The sequence below is a fragment of the Pseudomonas helvetica genome (genome assembly GCF_039908645.1).
GTDB classification, from domain to species: Bacteria; Pseudomonadota; Gammaproteobacteria; order Pseudomonadales; family Pseudomonadaceae; genus Aquipseudomonas; species Aquipseudomonas helvetica.
Genome location: NZ_CP150917.1, coordinates 1,741,824 through 1,763,182 on the forward strand (window position 1 = coordinate 1,741,824; position 21,359 = coordinate 1,763,182).

The following is a 21,359-nucleotide window of genomic DNA, read 5'->3' on the forward strand; positions in this document are numbered from 1 at the left end:
CTCGGATGCAAACAGAGTCTGTGCGTCAGGGATCAATCCACGACAGCCGGGCCGTCCTGGGTTAGCAGTTGTTGAAATTCGGATGACGACACCGCATGTGAAATGAGAAACCCCTGAACCTGAGTGCAGTTGATTCTACGCAGTAGAGCCAATTCCTGTGCTGTTTCCACGCCTTCGGCCACCACCGTGAGGCCCAATTGGCGGCCAAGCGCGACGATGCTGGTCAGGGCCTGGGCCAACTCTTCGTTTTCACTGCAACCGTGCACCAGCGCCCGGTCAATCTTCAACTCGGTGAACGGCGTCGACACCAGATTCATGTACGAACTGTAACCCTGACCGAAGTCATCCTGCGACAGCCGAACCCCTTCATGCGCAACCGGCACGCACCGGCGTAGAAGTTGCTGATGTCCTCGGGCATCGAACACTCCATCAACTCAAAACAGATCATCGCCGGGGCGCCATGGTGCTTAAGGACAAACTGCAGAATCCGGTCGGCCAGATCGGGACTGTTAAGCAAGTGGGTGGGCAGGTTGATCGACACCGGGATGGCGTAGTCTTGAGCGCCCCACAATTTCTGCGCCTTCATCGCTTGTTCGAGAATATGCCACAGCAGGCTTTCCTCCAGGGCAAACGCCTTGAACGCCGGCAGAAACATACCCGGCAACAGCACGCCATGCTCGGGATGAATCCAGCGCACCAGCGCCTCTGCGGCGACGATACGGCCGTTGGCCAGCGATTTTTTCGGCTGGAACCAGGCTTGCAGTTCACCGTTGTCCAGCGCTGCGAGTATCGCCAAGTGATCAATCTGCGGGCCGGGCAGGGGCAGGATGGCTTGACGCCGACTGCCCAACTGATCAGTCAGATTGCGCAAAGCGCTGCTCTTGACCGGTTTGGAAATCAGACCGATGACGCTGACGCCGAGATTGCGCGCGGCGAGGCTGGCGCTGGTCAGCATGCGTCGGGAGGCGACGCTCATGATCGCCAGCGCGGGTCGCGAACCGGACGCCGCCAGCCCCTGAATGAACTGGACGCCGTCCATTCCCGGCATCAGCAAATCAGTCAGCACCAGATCGAAGTCGCGCCTTTTCAGGTAGTCCAGCGCTGCGCTGCCTTCTTGAGCGAACTCCAGCTCAAAGTCTCCGAGCTCGCTGAACAGATTCTGCAGATACAGTTGCTGGAACGGATGGTCTTCAACGATCAGGATACTAAGTGGTTTCATGAGGTGTTCTTTCGTAAGGCGCCAGTTGGTTGTGCAAGGCCTGCAGCGTGAAAGGTTTGACCAGGCAATGGTTCATGCCAGCAGCCAGGCACAGGGCTTCTTCGCTGCGCATGGCGTTGGCGGTTGCGCCGATGATTGGCACCTTGCACCCCAGACGGCGCAGCTCTCGCGCCAGTTCATAGCCATTTTTGCGCGGCATGTTGACGTCGCTCAGAATCACGTCGAAACGGCCTCTGCGCCACATCGCCAGTGCCTCCTCGCCATTGCTCGCCAGTTCGGCCGTACACCCCAGTTCCTGCAATTGGTCATGCAGGATCAACTGGTTGATGACGTTGTCTTCAGCCACGAGGATGTGTAGATGCAACTTTTTCAGTTGCCGTTGCGGGTTGTCATTTTCCGGTTTGATCACGGAAAGCCCTTGGGCCCGGCTGACGGCCTGATGAATGGCCTCCAGGTAGTTGATGTTGACCACCCAGCCTCCGGAACCTGCCTGGGGTTCGTTGTAGCCGTCGCCGGTGGCCATCACCAACGGCCCGGTCCATTGCGGATCGAGGCGTTCTTCGAAGCAACCGGGATGCAACTCAAGCAGCACGCTGTCTGGCGTGGCGGCACAGCGTGAAGCGCGATCAAGCTGCGGGCGGGCGCCCCACCGGCGCAACCAGCCGCTCATGGCTTCCGTCAGTTCGCGAATCGGTGAAACCACAAACACCACTTTTGGTAGCAACGGCGTGAAACTGCTGGGTAGTGCGGGGGTTGAAGGCTGTTCCAGAGACAGATTCAGCGAGAAACTGCTGCCCAGGCCGGGTTCGCTGACCACGCGAATACTGCCGTTCATCAAGTGTGTCAGGCGTTGGCAGATGGGCAGGCCGAGGCCGGTGCCGGCGATCACATTAGTGTGGCCGCGAGTCTGGTAGAAGGGTTCGAAAATACGCGCCTGGTCTTCCTGAGTGATGCCCTTACCGGTGTCCGAGACTTGCCAGAACAGGTTGGCGCGCTCGCCGTCGCGGCCAATCAGACTCACGCGCAGGACGATGCGCCCGGCGTCGGTGAATTTGACGGCGTTGCTCAGCAGGTTGTAGAGAATCTGGCGGATACGCGACACGTCGCCGATGACCCGCTCCGGCAACTTCGGATCGATCACTGCGTACAGGTCGAGGCCCTTGCCATGAGCGGCGGCGGCGTAGCCCTGAAGCACCTCGTGAACCAGCTCAAACACACTGAACTCCGTAAGCTCGAGCGCCAGTTGCCCGGCCTCGATCTTCGACACATCGAGCACATCACAGATCAATTGCAATAACGTCGCGGACGACCCTTCGATGGTGCGCAAGTAGTCGGTTTGTTGCGCGTCCAGTTCGGTCCGCGCCAGCAACTCCAGAGTGCCCAGCACGCCATACAAAGGTGTGCGGATTTCATGGCTCATGGTCGCCAGAAACAGGGTTTTCGCGTCGTTCGCGGCATCGGCCAGTTGCCGCGCCTGATCCAGCGCATCCTCAATCTGGGTGCGCGTGCTGATGTCGCTGAAGGCGCACAGCAAGACGTCTTCGCCCTTGTAACGGGTGGGCGCGCAACTCAGGTACAGGTGACGGCCGTCGGCAGCTTCGAAATAGTCGGTGACTTGCGGGTTCATCTCGTCGAACGCCTGGTAGATCCAACGCGGACTGAGGCGCTCACGCTCACCGCTCTGGCCCAGCCATTGCTGCGCCAAGGTGTTTTCCAACACCACCTGGCCGTTGGCGCGACGCAGAACACACAGCGCAACCGGTGCGGTCTGGATCACATCGCTGCTGAACAGCTCGCTTTCGACCAGCGCCTGGATACGACTGATGGTCGGCGTGATAAAGCGGTATTCGAGGCGGCGAATCACAATCCATACCAGACTGATACTGAACAGGCAGAACAGCAGGGCGCCGCCAAGTCGTGGCCAGAGTGTGATGAGCACCTTGCGCAGATCGATGGAGTAGACCAACTGCCAGTCGGATGACTTCAGTTGTTTGCGCATCACCAGATTATCGGGCAGCCAGTTTTTGCCGACAAAACCAAAAAAATTCTGCATCTGCATTTGCATCAGATTTTTGCAGATCTGGGCAGGTTGGCTGTTGCTGAACACCAGCATGCCGTCGGGATTGAACATCGTGAATTGCCCGGCGCTTTGATCATCCAGCGCGTTGGACACCTCGCGACCGTCCATCTCAAGCCCCAGCCAGCCGGAATCGAGATCCCGCGCATCCAGCCGAATGAAAATGTAGAGCTGCGAATGGCCGGACGATTGATTGGTCAGCCACAACTGGTCCATCGCGTTGGTATTGTCACTTTTCAACGCCTGCAAGCGATTGAGCATCGCCTGGGGGAAATCTCCAACCACCGGTGTGGCGGTATAAAGCCTTTTCACTTGAAGGTCGTTTCCACTGCTGACGTACAGCAAGTTGACCTGCTTGCTGGTCAGGTACTGCCGGATCCGCTCGGTCAGCCAGATGCTCCATTGCTTGCCGCGTGTGGTACCCAGCAGCAAATGGATTTCTTCTGGCGAGACTTGCGGTTTTACCCCGTCGGGCTTGCGAATCGCCGACAGGCTTAGACTTTCGAGCAGCGCTTCGCGGGTGGTGAAAAACGTGTGGGCTTCAGCAATCGCACTGCTCATGTGGCTGCGTCTGCGCGACACTTCGGCGTTGAACGTCAGCAGCAGGAAACTGTAGACGCCACTGAGTATGCCAACGAGCAAAACTACGCCAAAAATACGCAACAGACGTCGTGCGGCGTTCGGTGTGGAGAGGAGGGGATTGATCTGGTGAAGGTAGTTCTTCAGTTTCATCTGGCTACCCTAGCGAGGGTGGGCCTGCGTGCGAATCAGACGATTCTTAAAGTGGCGATCGAGTGTTATACATGCCTCAATAGCTAAGTTGATACTGGGATTGGCTGTTCCAAATTCGATCTCAAGTTCTTTTCAATAGAGCCGAGAATCTGCTTTTTACCGAGGAGACCTGTCTGTGATTCGAGAAGCTACTCGTATTACATCAAGCGCCGACTTTAAGCTGTTGCCGCAATACTCAGTTTGGTTCCTGAGATGTTCTGGCACATTTCGGCCAAGCAACAGATGGACGCGCTGATGCGTCTACCCGATCGTTGCCTTGCTTTCGTCCACATCCCTAAAAGCTCTGTGTTTGCCAGATTTAATCGCCTTAATCATCTCAACGAGACCTGCGCCTGTTGGAAGGTGGTGCTTAGCTGGATAATTGACCGTTACAGGTGAAGGGGGGGGGCGTCTTTTCCGGGACATTCGGATTAGGTGCTTTTATACGGAATGACCGCCCGGTTTTGCCCAGGGGGTCAGTATTGCCGGAAGGTACGCCGAGCGCAGGCGTCATGACCATTCCGTAGTGAAACGACGCTGTGCAGGTAAAGAAAAGTTCTTCATGTTGAAGGCTCTCCTCGTAAATGACTGTGTTTATGGGGCATCTTGGGGGGATTGCCAAGCTGTCAGCGGTCAAACTGGTCCCGCAATTCAGGGGAGTAGAAGTATTATTAGAACCGCTGGTATTGAGGAACTTGCAATTGGCAGCCATTGCACCGGGGCCGTAGGCAAACGCCATTACGCAAGCGATGTTCAGAACAGTGCGCAATCGATTCTGTTTGTTTGAAATATCCATGTTGCTAGCAATGCGTAGTGATAAAGAAACTAACACCTTAGCGTCCGTGAAAGTCTGTGAACATCAGGCGTTTCTTAGTTTGTCAGCGGCAGCCTGCTGGCGGATGCGCCGGTCAGTACCGCATGCATTGGCAATCGATGCGCCCTGAGACGCCGTTGGCAGCTTCAAGAAATAAACATCAGACATTTCCTAAAAACCTCAAGAACCCAGCCAGACTTGTCGATGCAGTCCTTACAACCCTAAGGAGCATCAACATGAACGGTAAGCGTTTGTCGGTCGGTATCAGCCTGTTCTTCGCGCTGAGCGGTGCATGCCTGGCGGCCACCCCGGTGGCTCAGGGTGTCATCCAGTTCCACGGCAGTATTGTCGAGTCAGGTTGTAGCTCCCACATGGGGGCGAGTTCGACGTTTGAGTTCAACGGTTGTCCGACCAGGGTGGATGGCAGCTCGGTCAGTGTGCGCAGCGTCGAGCCGGTTCGCTCGGTCAGTGCGCTCGATCATTCCCGCGTGGGCGTGAAGCTGGTCACAGAGGGGAGCAAGGATGGCCGTTACTACGATCAGCAATACGCCTTGGTCGACGCGGCCGGTAAACCGGTGAACTCGGGCGCTTATCTGATTACGCTGACGTCGCCTTGAGGTGAAGTGCAAGCAATCCCAAGCGGCGCATAGTGTGTCGATGCGCCGCTCCCGATGGGTTATTGCTCTACCAGTTCAGGTACCTTCACCGCCGCAGGTTTCAACACCAGCCACAACGCCCCTGCAATCAACAGCCCGCCATACAGATGCGCCATCGACAGCGGTTCATCGAGAAACAATGCGCCCCACAACACGCCGAACGGCGGGATCATGAAGGTCACGGTCATTGATTTGACCGGGCCGATGGAACTGAGCAGGCGGAAATACAGGATGTAGGCAAATGCCGTGCAGCCCAGGCCCAAGCCCAGCAGCGACAACCAGACGTTCCAGCCACCCCAGCTAACGGGCGGCTGAGTGATGACGCTGTAGCCGAACAACGGCAGCACGAACAGCGTTGCCCCGAGCATGCTGCCCAATGCCGCGAGACGGCTGTCGAGGCCGCCTTGATGATCGAGCCAGCGTCGTGCCAGGAACCCGGCGAAACCGTAGCAGGTGGTTGCCAGCAGGCAGGCGAGGGCGCCCATCAGCAATTGCATGTCGAAGGCCACGGGACCTGCGCGGGTCAGGATGGCGACGCCAAACAAGCCGAGGGCCACCCCGGCAATCTTCGAGAGGGTGAGTCTTTCGCTGAAGAACAGGCCACCGATCAGCACGCCCATCAGCGGGGTGGTGGCGTTGAAAATTGCCGAGTAGCCGGCCGGCAGCACTTGAGCGGCCACCGAGTACAGGGTCGCTGGAAGACCGGAGTTGATCATCCCGAGCAGCAGCACGGTTTTGAACTTGCCACGGAAATCCCAGCTGATCCGCATCAGCGCCAGAATCACCAGCAACCCGGTGGCGGCGATCGATACGCGGAAAAAAGCAGTGGGGATTGTGCCAATCACTGGGGCGATGATGCGCATGAACAGAAAGCTCGCCCCCCAAATCGCAGCAAGTGACAACATACGCAGAATATCGACGGGGTTCACAGCTCGTTCCTTCCTTTATCAGGGCGCAAGTGTCGCTGCCTCAGGGTGCCAAGGCAATGGTTGCGTTGCGTAACAATTGACCTCTAAGCTCAGCCCCAACGACAAGAACCATCCCGCAGAGGTCTTCACATGCCGCAGCCATGGCCCGCCGCCGATATCGCCCAGATGATCCTCGACGGCTTCGACGATTACCGCGAGCATTTCCGCCAGATCACTGACGGTGCCCGGGCGCGCTTCGAACAGGCGCAGTGGCAGGAAACGCAGATCGCGTCAGCGGCGCGGATCAACCTCTACGAAGCCAAGGTCAGCGAAGTGGTGGGGCGCCTGCATGCCGCCTTCGAGGCGGAGGTGCTAATGGATGTCGGCTGCTGGCCGCTGGTTAAAAGCGCCTACATCAACCTGATTGACCTGCGTTTCGACGATGAATTGTCCGAGACCTGGTACAACTCGATTTTCTGCGGGCTGTTCAGTCATGACCTGATCAGCGATGGCTGCATGTTCATCCACACCACCCGGCCCAGCTTGCACCGGGCCCGGGCCGCGCAGACCCGGATCTATAAACCGCATGGGCAGTTGTCCGGCATGCTCGCGAGTATTTTTGCCGATTACCGCTTCAGCGAAGACTACGCTGACCTCGACCGCGACCTGCGCCGACTCGAAGCGCAACTGCGCGAGAATCTGCCGGATTGGGTCTGCAAGGACCCGGATCTGAGCGTCGAGCTGTTTTCCTCGGTGCTCTACCGCAACAAGGGCGCCTACCTGGTAGGGCGCATCTATACCGCGGACGAGCAATGGCCACTGGTGATTCCGTTTCTGCACCGCGAAGGCCGGGGGATTCAGATCGACGCGTTGATCACCGATGAAGCCGAAGTGTCGATCATCTTTTCGTTCACCCGCTCGTACTTCATGGTCGATGTGCCGGTGCCGGCGGAGTTCATCGGTTTTCTCAAACGCATCCTGCCGGGCAAGCACATCGCCGAGCTGTACACCTCGATCGGTTTCTACAAACACGGCAAGTCGGAGTTCTACCGGGCGTTGATCAACCACCTGGCCAACACCGACGACCAGTTCATCATGGCCCCGGGCGTGCGCGGCATGGTCATGAGCGTGTTTACCCTGCCGGGGTTCAACACGGTGTTCAAAATCATCAAGGACCGTTTCTCGCCGTCGAAAAACGTCGACCGCGCGACGGTGATCGAGAAGTATCGTCTGGTGAAAAGCGTCGACCGGGTCGGGCGCATGGCCGATACCCAGGAGTTTGCCGACTTCCGTTTTCCGTTGAGCAAGTTTGACCCGGCGTGCCTGGCCGAGCTGCTGGAAGTCGCCGCGTCGACAGTCCAGGTGGAAGGCGACACGGTGTTGATCCGCCATTGCTGGACCGAGCGGCGCATGACCCCGTTGAACCTCTACCTGGAAAACGCCAACGACGCGCAGGTGCGCGAAGCGCTGGAAGACTACGGCCTGGCGATCAAGCAACTGGCGGCGGCGAACATTTTTCCCGGCGACATGCTACTGAAAAACTTTGGCGTCACCCGACACGGGCGCGTGGTGTTTTATGACTACGACGAGATCTGCTTTCTCACCGAAGCCAACTTCCGCCATATCCCGCAACCGCGCACACCGGAAGACGAAATGGCCTCCGAGCCGTGGTATTCGATCGGGCCGCTGGACGTGTTCCCCGAAGAATTCCCACCGTTCCTGTTCGCCGACTCTGCGCAGCGCCGGTTGTTCGATCAACTGCATGGCGAGTTGTACAACGCCGATTACTGGAAAGGCCTGCAAGCAGCGATTCGCGCTGGCAAGGTGATCGATGTGTTCCCGTATCGGCGCAAAGGCCTCGATAACGAGTAGCCCTCCCGAGTGAACACCTTGTGGCGAGGGAGCTTGCTCCCGCTGGACTGCGCAGCAGTCCCTTTTGGGGCCGCTTCGCAACCCAGCGGGAGCAAGCTCCCTCGCCACAAAAGCAGGTTGGATTCGTCGCTATGGACTCAAATCTGCGACAATCGCCCCCCTGCGCCACTAGACGACTTTTGCGTACCTGATGACTGACGAATCGCCTTCAATCGACAAACTGCTGAAAAACCTCGACCACGCCATGCTTGCCGACCGCCACCGGCTGCGGCGGCAGTTGCTCGAGCTGCGCAAGAAACCCGACGAGGCCAAGCTGGCCCTGTGGGTGACGCGCATGCAAGCGTCCTGCGACCAGGTGCTGGCGCGACGTGCCAGCCTGCCGCTGATTCGTTACGACGACAGCCTGCCGATCGCCGCCAAGCGCGACGAAATCAAGGAAGCGCTGCTCAAGCATCAGGTGCTGATCATCGCCGGCGAAACCGGCTCGGGTAAAACCACCCAGTTGCCGAAGATCTGCCTGGAAATCGGTCGCGGCCAGCACGGTCTGATCGGCCACACCCAGCCGCGTCGAATTGCTGCGCGCAGCGTCGCGAGCCGGGTGGCCGAAGAGCTGGCAACACCGCTCGGTGCCTTGGTCGGCTATCAGGTGCGGTTCGAGGATCAGAGCGATGCCAACACCCTGATCAAACTGATGACCGACGGCATCCTGCTGGCGGAAACCCAGAACGACCGCTACCTCGAACGCTACGACACGATCATCGTCGACGAAGCCCACGAACGCAGCCTGAACATCGACTTCCTGCTCGGTTACCTGAAAACCCTGCTGCCGCGCCGCCCGGACCTGAAAGTCATCATCACCTCGGCGACCATCGATCTCGAGCGCTTCTCCAAGCACTTCGACGATGCGCCGATTGTCGAAGTCTCGGGCCGCACCTTCCCGGTGGACACCTGGTATCGGCCGTTGACGCTGGAGCAGGACGAAGAGGGCAACCGGGTCGAAGACGACCTGACCGTGGATCAGGCGATCCTCGCCACCCTCGATGAAATTGCCGCATACGAACGCAGCGAGCGCCGCAGTCCCGGTGACGTGCTGGTGTTCCTGCCCGGCGAGCGCGAGATTCGTGACGCCGCGGACATGCTGCGCAAGGCCCAGCTCAAGCACACCGAAATTCTGCCGTTGTACGCACGGCTGTCGCCGGCCGAGCAGCAGCGGATTTTCCAGTCCCATCCGGGCCGTCGCGTGGTGCTGGCGACCAACGTCGCGGAAACCTCGCTGACCGTGCCGGGCATTCGTTACGTGATCGACAGCGGTACCGCGCGCATCAGCCGCTACAGCTACCGGGCCAAGGTCCAGCGCTTGCCGATCGAGGCGATTTCCCAGGCCAGCGCCAACCAGCGTAAAGGCCGTTGCGGACGGGTCGAGCCGGGCATTTGCATCCGTCTGTACAGCGAAGAAGATTTCATCGGGCGGCCGGAATTTACCGATCCTGAGATTCTTCGCACCAACCTGGCGGCGGTGATTTTGCAGATGCTCCATCTGCGCCTCGGTGAAATCACCGATTTCCCGTTTATCGAGCCGCCGGATGGCAAGGCCATCAGCGACGGTTTCAACCTGCTGCAAGAACTCTCGGCAGTCGACCGCAACAGCCAACTGACGCCGCTCGGCCGGCAACTGGCGCGGTTGCCGGTGGACCCGCGCATGGGCCGGATGTTGCTCGAAGCGGCAAAACTCGGCAGCTTGCAGGAAGTGCTGATCGTTGCCAGTGCGATGTCGATCCAGGACCCGCGCGAGCGTCCGCCGGAGCGTCAGCAAGCCGCCGATCAGGCCCACGCACAATGGAAAGACGTGGACTCGGATTTCGCCGGGCTGGTCAATCTGTGGCGTGGCTTTGAAGAGCAACGCCAGGCCCTGACCGCCAGCCCGCTGCGCAATTGGTGCCGCAAGAATTTCCTGAACTACCTGCGCCTGCGCGAGTGGCGCGACTCCCATCGTCAGTTGAGCCTGATCTGCCGCGACATGCAGTTGAGCCTGAACAAAGAGCCAGCGGACTACCCGAAACTGCACAAAGCGGTGTTGTCTGGTTTGCTCAGCCAGATCGGCCAGAAAACCGAAGACGGCGATTACCTCGGTGCACGTCAGCGGCGCTTCTGGATTCACCCGTCGTCGGGGCTGGGCAAGAAACGTCCGCAATGGCTGATGACTGCCGAACTGGTGGAAACCACCAAGCTTTATGCGCGCATGGTGGCGAAGATCGAGCCGGACTGGATCGAGCCGCTGGCCGGGCACCTGATCAAGAAGAACCACTTCGAACCGCATTGGGAGAAGAAGCGCGGACAGGTCGTGGCCTACGAGCAAATCACCCTGTTCGGGTTGATCGTGGTCGGTCGCCGGCCCGTGCATTACGGGCCGATCGATCCTGTCACCTCGCGTGAACTGTTTATCCGCGAAGCGCTGGTGCGGGGCGAGATTCAGTCGAAAGCCAAGTGTCTGTCTGCCAATGAGCAATTGTTGGAACAGCTCGACGAACTGGAGGCCAAGGCCCGTCGTCGCGACATTCTGGCAGACGAGGAAACCCTGTTTGCCTTCTACGACGCGCGCTTGCCGGCAGAGATCCATCAGACCGCGACCTTCGACAGCTGGTATCGGATCAACAGCCAGAAAGACCCGCAATTGCTGATCATGCGCGAAGAAGACGTGCTGGCTCGCGAAGCCAGCGAAGTCACCGCCGCGCATTACCCGGACACCCTGCGCCTGGGTGATCTGACGTTGCCGTTGAGTTACCACTTCGAGCCTAACCATCCCCGCGACGGTGTGACCTTGCGCGTACCGGCACCACTGTTGCCGGCATTGCCGCCGGAACGCCTGGAATGGCTGGTGCCGGGGGTGATCGAAGCCAAGTGCATCGCCCTGGTGCGTAACTTGCCCAAGGCCCTGCGCAAGAACTTTGTGCCGGTGCCGGACTTTGTCAAAGCGGCGTTGCAGCGAGTCACTTTCGCCGAGGGCTCGTTGCCGCATGCGCTGGGTCGTGAACTGTTGCGCATGACCGGTGCACGGGTCAGTGATGAGGCCTGGACGGAAGCGGCGCAGCAGGTTGAAAGTCATCTGCGGATGAACCTGGAAATCGTCGATGGCCAGGGCAAGTTCCTCGGCGAAGGCCGTGATCTGGCCGAGCTGACCGCACGTTTCGCCGAGGCCAGCCAGGCGGCTTTGGCGGTACCGCAGACGGCGAAAAGCCAACAGCCGGTGGAGGCCAAGGTCTTCGCCGCGGTGGCCGAGAAAACCCAGCAGAAGATCGCCGGGCTGTCGATGACGGTCTACCCGGCGCTGGTGGAAGAGGCGGGCAGCGTTAAGGAAGGGCGTTTTTCGACCCCGGCCGAGGCCGAGTACCAGCATCGTCGGGCATTGCAGCGGTTGCTCATGCAGCAACTGGCCGAGCCGGCGAAGTTCTTGCGCGGCAAGCTGCCGGGACTCACCGAGCTGGGCCTGATGTACCGCGAACTGGGGCGTATCGACAGTCTGGTGGAAGACATCCTGCTGGCGAGCCTCGACAGCTGCATTCTCGACGGCGAAGCAAGCTTGCCGCGTGACGGCGCTGGTCTGGCCTCGCTGGCCGAGCGCAAGCGCGGTGCGTGGACCGAGCATGCCGAGCGTCTGGCGAAACTGACGCTGGAAACGCTCAAGCTCTGGCACGCTTTGCAGAAACGCTTCAAAGGCAAGATCGACCTGGCGCAAGCGGTGGCCCTGAACGACATCAAGCAGCAGCTCAGTCATCTGGTGTATCCGGGCTTTGTCCGTGAAACCCCGATGCAGTGGCTCAAGGAATTGCCGCGTTACTTGAAAGCCATCGAGCAGCGCTTCGAGAAACTTGGGGCTCAGGTGCAAAAGGATCGGGTCTGGAGCGGCGAGTTGTCCGGCCTCTGGACCCAATACCAGACCCGCGCCAACAAGCACGCGCAGGAAGGCAAGCGCGATCCGCAGCTTGAACTCTATCGCTGGTGGCTGGAGGAATACCGGGTTTCGCTGTTCGCCCAGCAATTGGGGACCAAGGTGCCGATCTCCGACAAGCGTTTGAGCAAACAATGGACTCAAGTCGAACCGTAAACCCTGTGTACAAGCTTCAACAGGTATGCCTGCCGTTAGGTATGCCTGCCGTTGCTCTCGCAAAAGGGGCCAAACGCCAATGTTTATGGCAAACTTCGCCGTTATAAACACCGCCCGCGCCTATTTGAGCCTCGCAACCCGGGCGGATCGGAATCAAGAGATGCCAGGTTGATGCCCTTCGACGGGATAAACCCTTTATGTGTTGGTACGTCGGTGCCAATACTTTCTGCCTGAACAGATTAGAGAAACGACCATGCATAATGTCGTCATCAGCGGCACCGGCCTGTACACACCGGCCAACAGCATCTCCAACGAAGAGCTGGTGCAGTCTTTCAATACTTACGTCGCTCAGTTCAATGCTGACAATGCTGACGCCATCGAACGTGGCGAAGTGCAGGCACTGACCGAATCCAGCGTCGCGTTTATCGAAAAAGCCTCGGGGATCAAAAGCCGCTTTGTCATGGACAAGGAAGGTATTCTTGATCCAAAGCGCATGGCACCTCGTTTGCCCGAGCGTTCCAATGACGAATGGTCGGTGCTTTGCCAGATGGCCATTGGCGCTGCCGAGCAGGCCCTGCAACGCGCCGGCAAGACGGCGGCGGACATCGACGGGGTGATCGTTGCCTGCTCCAACCTGCAACGCGCCTATCCGGCCATTGCCATCGAAGTCCAGGAAGCGCTGGGTATCGAAGGTTTCGGTTTTGACATGAACGTGGCCTGTTCCTCGGCAACGTTCGGCATTCAGGCTGCCGCCAACAGCGTACAGCTGGGCCAGGCCCGGGCGATCCTGATGGTCAACCCGGAAGTCTGCACCGGTCACCTGAACTTCCGCGACCGCGACAGCCACTTCATCTTCGGCGATGCGGCCACTGCGGTAATCATCGAACGTGCCGACCTGGCCACGTCCAAGTATCAGTTCGACATCGTCAGCACCAAACTGCTGACCAAGTTCTCCAACAACATTCGCAACAACTTCGGCTTCCTCAACCGCGCGGCGGAAGAGGGCATCGGTGCCCGTGACAAACTGTTCGTCCAGGAAGGTCGCAAGGTGTTCCGCGATGTCTGCCCGATGGTCGCGGAGCTGATCGCCTCCCACCTGGACGAGAACAAGCTGAACATCAGCGACGTGAAACGCTTCTGGCTGCACCAGGCCAACCTCAGCATGAACCACCTGATCGTCAAGAAGCTGCTCGGCCGCGAAGCCACCGAAGAAGAAGCCCCGGTGATTCTCGACACGTATGCCAACACCAGCTCTGCAGGTTCAGTGATTGCCTTTCACAAGAACCAGGACGATTTGCCAGCCGGTTCGCTGGCGGTACTCAGCTCGTTTGGTGCCGGTTATTCGATTGGCAGCGTGATTCTGCGCAAGCGCTGAGTTGTGAAGGGTAGTGACAAGCTTGAGTCATGCACCCACAGGGAATCAGCACTGATGACTGACGACACGCAACTGCTCGAACGTCTGTTGGCGGGCGAGCAGCAGGCTTTCAAGGAGTTGGTCAGCACCTACCAGAGCGCCATGCGGGCGGTGGCTTATGCCATCGTCGGTAACCGGCATGCCGACGAAGTGGTGCAAGATGCCTGGCTGTCGGTGGTGCGCAACCTGAACCGGTTCGAGGGGCGTTCCAGCCTCAAGACCTGGCTGTTGACCATCACCGCCAACGCGGCAAAAGGCCGATACAAACAAAACCGCCGGGAAGTCTTGCTCGATGACCTGCCGTCACCCCACGGCACCATCGATGATGATCGGTTCTCCGCCGCTGATGGCCACTGGCTGGTGGCGCCGTTCAGCTGGCATCAGGACACCCCAGAAGCGCTGCTCACCGAAAACGAACTGCGAGAATGCCTGGAACATACCTTGCTCAGCCTGTCGGAACTGCAAAGCAGCGTGCTGCTGTTGCGTGAGCGCCAGGGCCTGGAGCTGGAGGAGATTTGTAATCTTCTGGAGATCTCGCTCTCCAATGTTCGTGTGCTGCTGCACCGCGCACGGTTGAAGGTGTTTGCAACTGTGGAGCATTTTGAGGAGACCGGCGAATGTTGACCTGTAAGGAACAAGTAGCGCGGTCCAGCGATTATCTCGATGGCCAGTTGAGCTTTCGTGAGCGGCTGATGGTGCGCCATCATTTGATGTTTTGCCCCAATTGCCGACGGTTCATCCGACAGATGCGCCTGATGCAGGCGACCTTGCGCGCCATGCCCGAAAAACCGCTTCCCGGTGTCGACGAACTCGCCGCGCGGTTGGCCGCCGAACGGCAAAAGGGTAGCCAGTAGTTTTAGGCCACACTTCCTCATATGTCGCTCGCTTTTAGCTTAACGGTGTTTCGTGCAGGTAAAGCCACTGGGCCGAGTGCTCGTCGATGCGAATCACCACCACCGAGAGACGCGATGTTTCCTGCTGGTTCAACCGGTGAGTTTCCTTGTAGCGGATAGCCACGCTTTGGCCTTCCTGCCAGACGGTCAACATGTCGCTGATAGCGATCTCCAGGCCTGAGCGCGCGCCGACGGCGCCACGGAACATCTGCTCGACCTGAGCGCGATTGACGATGGTGCCCGAGGTGGTGACCATGCTGAAGTTATCGTCGAAGGCGGGCATCAGCTCGTCGATCCTCGCGGCACCGTCACCCTGGTGATTGGTAAAAATGGCGTGGATCAGGTCGTGGATCGCGTGGATGCTGTGCTGTGCCTGTTCAACTATTTTGTTGTGCATGACGTTCCTTTCGAGTGTTGAGGTTGCTCATCTGCAACAGGGGAAACAATCCGATCAAGGCGGCAATGGCGAAGGTCAGATGGTAGGCCTGGGTCGACTCAAGGTGCTTGAGTAGCAGGTTGTAGATCATCAGAAACAACGCGGCACCGATGCTGAAAGACATCTGCCGGTTGATATTCCAGATCACGCTGCCCTTGTGGGTAGCGTCGCCTTCGAAGTCCATGAGCGAGGTGGTCTGCGCAGTGTTTGCGCCAATGCCGCCGCCGATGCCCATCAGGCAGTAAGCGATGATGATGACCGGAAGGTCCGACGGGCTGTTCACCAGATACAGCGTGGCGATGCCGGCGCTGTGCAGCAACATGCCCAGGGTGAACAGATACCTTGCGCCCAGCCGGTTGTAGACCCGGCCACAGATCAGCATGGCGATGAAGGCGCCGATGGCGTAGAGAATCATGAACATGCCTGTCAGCTGTGCGCTGAACTCCAGGCTGTTTTGCAGGTAGAAAATGTTGAGCAGGTTGACCCCGGTGAATACCCCGGGAATGGCGTAATAAATGAAAATCGAGGTGCTGAGCTTTTTGCTCTTGAGCAGACTCAGTTCAACGATAGCGTTCTTGCAACGGCGATAATGCAGCAGGTACAGCAGGATAAAGGTCACGCCTGCCGCGAGACAGATCAGCGCCGCCATGGCCGGGTAATCGCCGCCGTACAGTGACATACCCATCAATACACAGCCCAGTGCCGCGCTCACCAGCAACAGCCCCTTGATGTCGGGCCTCGCGAGGTCGGCCGGGCGCTCTTCCCTGATCCACAGCCAGGACAAGCCGGCGGCGATCAACGAGAACGGGATGTTGCAATAGAACACCCAGCGCCAGGAACTGGTGTCGACGATGACACCGCCGATGGTCGGGGAAATGGCCGGTGCGATCAGGGCGACAGCCATCACCAGCGTGGAGATTTTCGCCCGCTGGTCTCCCTTGAACAGGTTGAAGGTCAAGGCCTGGCCCACGGGAATCAGCAAGCCGCCTCCGATGCCCTGGACGAAACGCCAACCGACCAGTTCGTGAAAGCTGCCTGCCATGCCGCACAACCCGGCGGCGACACTGAATACGAGCATTGAGGCGGTGAGAATTTCCCGGCTGCCAAATCGTCCCGCCAGCCAGGTGCTGATCGGAATGATCAACGTCAGACCGAGAATATAGGCATTGGCCACCCAGGCCACGGAGGACGTCGAGACATGCATGTCATCAGCAATACTCGGCAATGCCACTGCCGACATGAATATATTGACGCAGTCGATAAAGAAGCCGATGAGGAATATAAGAGCCACTGTGTAGCGATAAGTCATATGATCTCCCTTTTGCCAGGGATCATAGGAGCGATAGACCGAAAGTGTCGATGCGCCTATACTTGAAACATTGTTTGATGGAATTTAACAATGGGTTATAACATGCACACCCATCTTAACCGCGTCCAGACATTCCTCGCGGTTGTCGACTTCGGCTCCTACACCAAGGCTGCCAACTACCTGTGCATCAGCAAAGCCATGGCCAGCCTTCATGTCAAGGCACTGGAGGAAGTTCTTTCAGTAAGCCTGCTGATCCGTAATACTCGAAATATTGCCCTGACAGAAGTAGGGCAGAACTTTTATGATGAGTTCAAGGGTATTGTCGCTACTATCGATAACGCCTTTGAGAATGTGTTGCAGGGGCATAATCGTATTTCCGGTAAGTTGCGCTTCAGCTCAACGAGTGAGTACGGTGAAAAGTACATTCTTCCGATCCTCTCCAGGTTTACCGAGTGCTATCCGGAACTACGCTTGAGTTACAGTTTTAACGCTTCGCTCAATGATCTTGTTGCCGAAAAACTTGATCTGGTTATTCGTCTGGGCAATCTGGCGGACTCAGCGTTCAAGAGCCGCAAGCTGGCGGACTATGAAATCGTGCTGGTGGCGACCGAGACGTTTCTCAAGCGTTGGCCGGTGCTCAACCCCCAGGACCTGAATACAGTACCCTGGATCGCCAACAGCAATTTGCAAGGTCCGACCCACTGGATTTTGCGTCATCGGTTCCAGGGTGAGGTTGAGGTCACGGGGCCGAATCACTTCGAGTCCAACTCATCCACCGCCATTCGTGCCATGACCTTGTCGTCCCTTGGCGTTTCGGTGCTTCCCGTTTGGATGGTGGACGACGATATTGCCAACGGCAGTCTGGTCCATCTGCTGCCCGAATACACCCTGCCGTCGCAGTCGGTCAATGTGGTATTCCCCAATAGCCCACACCTGCCGCACAAGTCGCGGGCGTTCATCGATTTTCTGCTATTGCACCTGGGGCAGTGATCGCAACGTGCGGCAGGGCTATTCCGGCTCGTCGAGGGATGGGGGATACTCGGCGGGTCTGTAGGCAATAACCGCTGGGGAACAGGATGCCGTTACATGTTTTGGACAGTCTGTCCGCCATCGCGCCTCAAGAGTGGGACGCGCTGGTGCCCGAGACTCAGCCGTTTCTGCGGCACGCTTTTCTCGGGGCGCTGGAAGACAGTGGCAGCCTGGGGCCGCAGTCCGGCTGGCAGCCGGAGCATCTGCTGCACATCGAAGACGGTCGGCTGCTCGCGGCAATGCCGAGTTACCGCAAATGGCATTCCTACGGCGAATACGTGTTCGACCATGCCTGGGCCGATGCCTGCGAGCGCGCCGGGATCGATTACTACCCCAAACTGTTGACGGCTGTGCCGTTCAGCCCGGTCAGCGGGCCACGGTTGTTGGCGGCGAATGTGCAGGATGGTTTCGAACTGCTCAACAGCGTGCCGGGTTATCTGGAAATTGAAGGGCTCTCCAGCGCCCATATCAACTTTACCGACGCCTTTACCGATGCGGCATTGGCCGAGCAACCGGGCTGGTTGCAACGCATCGGTTGCCAGTACCACTGGCAGAATCGCGGTTATCGGGATTTTCAGGACTTCCTTGATGCGCTGAGCTCGCGCAAGCGCAAACAGATGCGCAAGGAACGTGAACAAGTGGCGGGGCAGGGCATCGAGTTTGAATGGCTTGAGGGGCATCAACTTGATCAGGCACAGTGGGATTTCGTCTATGCCTGCTACGCCAACACCTATGCAGTGCGTCGGCAGTCGCCGTACCTGACGCGGGAGTTTTTCAGCCTGTTGGCCGAACGCATGCCCGAAGCCATCCGGGTGGTGCTGGCCAAACAAGGATCACGGCCGGTGGCCATGGCCTTCAGTCTGGTCGGTGGCGATAGCTTTTATGGACGTTATTGGGGCTGCCTGGCGGAGTTCGATCGCCTGCACTTCGAGACCTGTTTCTATCAAGGCATGGACTACGCCATCGCCAACGGTTTTCAGCGTTTCGATGCCGGTGCACAAGGCGAGCACAAATTGATTCGTGGTTTTGAACCGGTGATCACCCATTCCTGGCACTACTTGCGTCACCCGGGATTGAAGTCGGCGGTGAAGGATTTTCTTGAGCGCGAACGTTTGGGTGTCATGGGCTATGCAGAAGAAGCGAAGAGCGCGTTGCCCTACCGACAGGGCTGATGTCAGAGCGCTGTGGCGGATTTTTTGAGCTGACGGAGACACTTTTTTTTTGAACTGACGGAGGCACTTGTGGCGAGGGAGCTTGCTTCCGCTGGACAGCGAAGCTGTCCCAATGCACGAGACGGCGTTGTGCCAGGTAAACCCGACAACCTGAATCTGCGGCCGCTTCGCGCCCGAGCGGGAGCAAGCTCCCTCGCCACAGACGCAATCCTCAATCGATGCCGACAAACCCACCGGTCTGGTGCTGCCACAGCCGCGCATACAACCCGCCATGGGCCAACAGTTCGGCATGGCTGCCGGTTTCGGCGATGTGGCCTTTTTCCAGCACCACCAGGCGATCCATCCGCGCGATGGTCGAGAGTCGGTGAGCGATGGCAATCACGGTCTTGCCCTGCATCAGGGTTTCCAGGCTTTCCTGAATCGCCGCTTCGACTTCCGAGTCCAGCGCCGAGGTCGCTTCGTCCATGATCAGGATCGGCGCGTCCTTGAGCAGCACTCGGGCGATAGCGATCCGTTGGCGTTGGCCGCCAGAGAGTTTCACCCCACGTTCACCGACATGAGCATCGAAACCGGTGCGGCCTTCGGCATCCGATAGCAACGGGATGAACTCGTCGGCGCGGGCCTTGCGGACTGCTTCCCAGAGTTCTTCGTCGGTGGCGTCGGGTTTGCCGTAAAGCAAATTGTCACGGATCGAACGGTGCAGCAGCGAGGTGTCCTGAGTGATCATGCCGATCCGCTCGCGCAGGCTTTCCTGGGCCACGCTGGCGATGTTCTGCCCATCGACCAGGATCTGCCCGCTCTGCAGGTCGTAGAGGCGCAGCAGGAGATTGACCAGGGTCGATTTGCCAGCACCTGAAGGGCCGATCAAACCGATTTTTTCACCGGGTTTGATGATCAGGTTGAGGTCGTCGATGATTCCGCTTTTTTTGCCATAGTGAAACGTCACGTGTTCGAAACGCACTTCGCCACGGGCCACTTCCAGGCGCGGTGCCGGTACGCGGTCGGTGACGCTGATCGGTTGGGCGATGGTTTGCAGGCCGTCCTGGACCATCCCGATGTTTTCGAAGATGCCGTTGACCACCCACATGATCCAGCCCGACATGTTGACGATGCGGATCACCAGGCCGGTGGCCAGGGCAATGGCACCCACCGAAATCAGCGACTGGGTCCACAGCCACAGCGCAAGGCTTGTGGTGCCGACGATCAGCAGGCCGTTCATGCTGGTGATGACCACGTCCATGCTGGTGACGACGCGGCCGGCCAGTTGGGATTTTTCAGTTTGTTCTGCGATGGCTTCGCGGGCGTATTGCTGTTCGAAGTTGGTGTGGGCGAAGAGCTTCAGCGTGGTGATGTTGGTGTAGCCGTCGACGATCCGGCCCATGAGTTTGGAGCGCGCATCGGAGGACACCACCGAACGTTCCTTGACCCGTGGCACGAAGTAGCACAGTGCGCCGATGTAGCAGGCGATCCAGGTCAGCAGCGGGATCATCAGGCGCCAGTCGGCTTCGGCGAACAGCACCAGCGAGCTGATCGCGTAGATCAGCACATGCCATAACGCGTCGACGGCTTGCACCGCCGAGTCGCGCAGGGAGTTGCCGGTCTGCATGATCCGTTGAGCGATGCGTCCGGCGAAATCGTTCTGGAAAAAATTTAGGCTCTGTTTGAGCACGTAACTGTGGTTTTGCCAGCGAATCATGCTGGTCATGCCGGGGCTCAGGGTTTGATGCACCAGCAGGTCATGCAAGCCGACGAATATCGGCCGCAGAAAAAGTGCGACCACCGCCATCCAGGCCAGCTCGACGCCGTGGATTTTGAAGAAGTCTACGTTTGGCGTGCCTTGGGCCAAATCGATGATTCGACTCAGGTAACTGAACAGCGCCACTTCGATCAGCGCGCCGATCAAACCGACGACCAACAGCGCGGCAAAACTCGGCCAGACCTGACGCAAATAATAGGTATAGAAGGGGAGAACCCGGCTCGGCGGAGCCGCCGTCGGGGCGTCACGGAAAATATCGATCAGTTTTTCGAAACGACGATAGAGCATCAGATAAACGCCCGCGTACGGGCTCTCCTTTTTTCGATGCGAGCGGCGCGGTGATACACCGCTGCCGCTCAGGACGCCTTATGCAGTTTAGTCGATGCGCTTGGCCGACTTGATCAGCACCGGGTCGATGGGCACATTCTGCATGCCTTGTTTGGTGGTGGTTGGCGAGTTGACGATGATGTCGACGACGTCCATGCCTTTCACGACTTTGGCGAACACTGCGTAACCAGCATCGCGGCCCGGGTCGAGGAAGTCGTTGTCCTTGACGTTGATGAAGAACTGGCTGGTGGCCGAATCCGGATCGGAAGTGCGCGCCATCGACAGGGTGCCACGCACGTTATGCAGGCCGTTGCTGGCTTCGTTCTTGATCGGTGCATCGGTAGGCTTCTGTTGCATCGACGTCGTGAAGCCGCCGCCCTGAGCCATGAAACCCGGAATCACGCGGTGGAAAATGGTGTTGTTGTAGAAACCCTTGTCGACGTAAGCGAGAAAGTTTTTGCTACTGATCGGCGCCTTGACCGGGTCCAGTTCGATTTCAATCTGGCCGTTGGTCGTTTCCAGCAGCACGTGCGGTGCCGGGGCGGCCATCAGGTTGGCGGCGAACAATACTACGCCTGTGGCTAGGGCGATTTTTTTCAGCATG

Annotated in this window: 14 protein-coding genes and 1 pseudogene; 8 read left to right on the plus strand and 7 right to left on the minus strand. The window is 58.6% G+C overall.

Annotated elements, in window-relative coordinates; all coding sequences use genetic code 11:
* Positions 1–32: 32 nt before the first annotated feature.
* Together AABM55_RS07940 and AABM55_RS07945 are read right to left on the minus strand one after the other, a co-directional pair.
* A pseudogene (locus AABM55_RS07940) lies at positions 33–1,219 on the minus strand (EAL domain-containing protein).
* Positions 1,206–4,028, minus strand: coding sequence for an ATP-binding protein (locus AABM55_RS07945; protein WP_347929263.1), 2,823 nt, complete (start codon positions 4,026–4,028; stop codon positions 1,206–1,208). The pseudogene AABM55_RS07940 and the gene AABM55_RS07945 overlap by 14 nt, the downstream one beginning before the upstream one ends.
* A gap of 1,089 nt (positions 4,029–5,117) precedes the next feature.
* Between AABM55_RS07945 and AABM55_RS07950 the strand changes: the two genes are divergently transcribed.
* Positions 5,118–5,498 (plus strand): type 1 fimbrial protein, encoded by a 381-nt coding sequence (locus AABM55_RS07950; protein WP_347929264.1) that lies wholly within the window; start codon positions 5,118–5,120, stop codon positions 5,496–5,498.
* Positions 5,499–5,557: 59 nt separating this feature from the next.
* On the opposite strand, the gene AABM55_RS07955 is transcribed toward AABM55_RS07950, so the two are convergent.
* Positions 5,558–6,466: a DMT family transporter gene (locus AABM55_RS07955; protein WP_347929265.1), complete on the minus strand. Its 909-nt coding sequence runs from the start codon at positions 6,464–6,466 to the stop codon at positions 5,558–5,560.
* 129 nt (positions 6,467–6,595) lie between these two features.
* Here AABM55_RS07955 and aceK point away from each other — a divergent pair, with 129 nt between their 5' ends.
* From aceK to AABM55_RS07980, 5 genes are all read left to right on the plus strand, one after another.
* Positions 6,596–8,317, plus strand: coding sequence for a bifunctional isocitrate dehydrogenase kinase/phosphatase (gene aceK, locus AABM55_RS07960; protein ID WP_347929266.1), 1,722 nt, complete (start codon positions 6,596–6,598; stop codon positions 8,315–8,317).
* 190 nt (positions 8,318–8,507) lie between these two features.
* On the plus strand, positions 8,508–12,419 hold the full coding sequence (hrpA, locus tag AABM55_RS07965; RefSeq protein ID WP_347929267.1) for an ATP-dependent RNA helicase HrpA: 3,912 nt from the start codon (positions 8,508–8,510) through the stop codon (positions 12,417–12,419).
* Between the two features lie 253 nt (positions 12,420–12,672).
* A complete protein-coding gene (locus AABM55_RS07970; RefSeq protein ID WP_347929268.1) occupies positions 12,673–13,794 on the plus strand; it encodes a beta-ketoacyl-ACP synthase III in 1,122 nt (373 codons plus the stop codon).
* Positions 13,795–13,848: 54 nt separating this feature from the next.
* Positions 13,849–14,457: an RNA polymerase sigma factor gene (locus tag AABM55_RS07975; protein WP_123582236.1), complete on the plus strand. Its 609-nt coding sequence runs from the start codon at positions 13,849–13,851 to the stop codon at positions 14,455–14,457.
* Positions 14,451–14,687: a zf-HC2 domain-containing protein gene (locus tag AABM55_RS07980; protein WP_347929269.1), complete on the plus strand. Its 237-nt coding sequence runs from the start codon at positions 14,451–14,453 to the stop codon at positions 14,685–14,687. Before AABM55_RS07975 ends, AABM55_RS07980 begins: the two co-directional genes overlap by 7 nt.
* 34 nt (positions 14,688–14,721) lie before the next feature.
* On the opposite strand, the gene AABM55_RS07985 is transcribed toward AABM55_RS07980, so the two are convergent.
* Together AABM55_RS07985 and AABM55_RS07990 are read right to left on the minus strand one after the other, a co-directional pair.
* Entirely contained in the window at positions 14,722–15,123 is a 402-nt protein-coding gene (locus AABM55_RS07985; RefSeq protein ID WP_347929270.1) for a DUF4440 domain-containing protein, read from the minus strand.
* Complete coding sequence (locus tag AABM55_RS07990) at positions 15,104–16,471, minus strand: MFS transporter (protein WP_347929271.1); 1,368 nt, start codon at positions 16,469–16,471, stop codon at positions 15,104–15,106. Before AABM55_RS07990 ends, AABM55_RS07985 begins: the two co-directional genes overlap by 20 nt.
* 102 nt (positions 16,472–16,573) lie before the next feature.
* On the opposite strand from AABM55_RS07990, the gene AABM55_RS07995 reads away from it, so the two are divergent.
* Both AABM55_RS07995 and AABM55_RS08000 read left to right on the plus strand, forming a co-directional pair.
* The gene (locus AABM55_RS07995) at positions 16,574–17,461 is read left to right on the plus strand and encodes a LysR family transcriptional regulator (RefSeq protein WP_347930005.1); all 888 of its coding nucleotides are present in this window, start codon (positions 16,574–16,576) and stop codon (positions 17,459–17,461) included.
* A gap of 86 nt (positions 17,462–17,547) precedes the next feature.
* Positions 17,548–18,672: a GNAT family N-acetyltransferase gene (locus AABM55_RS08000; RefSeq protein WP_347929272.1), complete on the plus strand. Its 1,125-nt coding sequence runs from the start codon at positions 17,548–17,550 to the stop codon at positions 18,670–18,672.
* A gap of 211 nt (positions 18,673–18,883) precedes the next feature.
* Here AABM55_RS08000 and AABM55_RS08005 read toward each other — a convergent pair whose 3' ends face one another.
* Positions 18,884–20,716: an ABC transporter ATP-binding protein gene (locus AABM55_RS08005; RefSeq protein WP_347929273.1), complete on the minus strand. Its 1,833-nt coding sequence runs from the start codon at positions 20,714–20,716 to the stop codon at positions 18,884–18,886.
* 87 nt (positions 20,717–20,803) lie between these two features.
* Positions 20,804–21,358, minus strand: a complete 555-nt coding sequence (locus AABM55_RS08010) for a peptidylprolyl isomerase (protein WP_347929274.1) — start codon at positions 21,356–21,358, stop codon at positions 20,804–20,806.
* Between the last annotated feature and the right edge of the window lies 1 nt (position 21,359).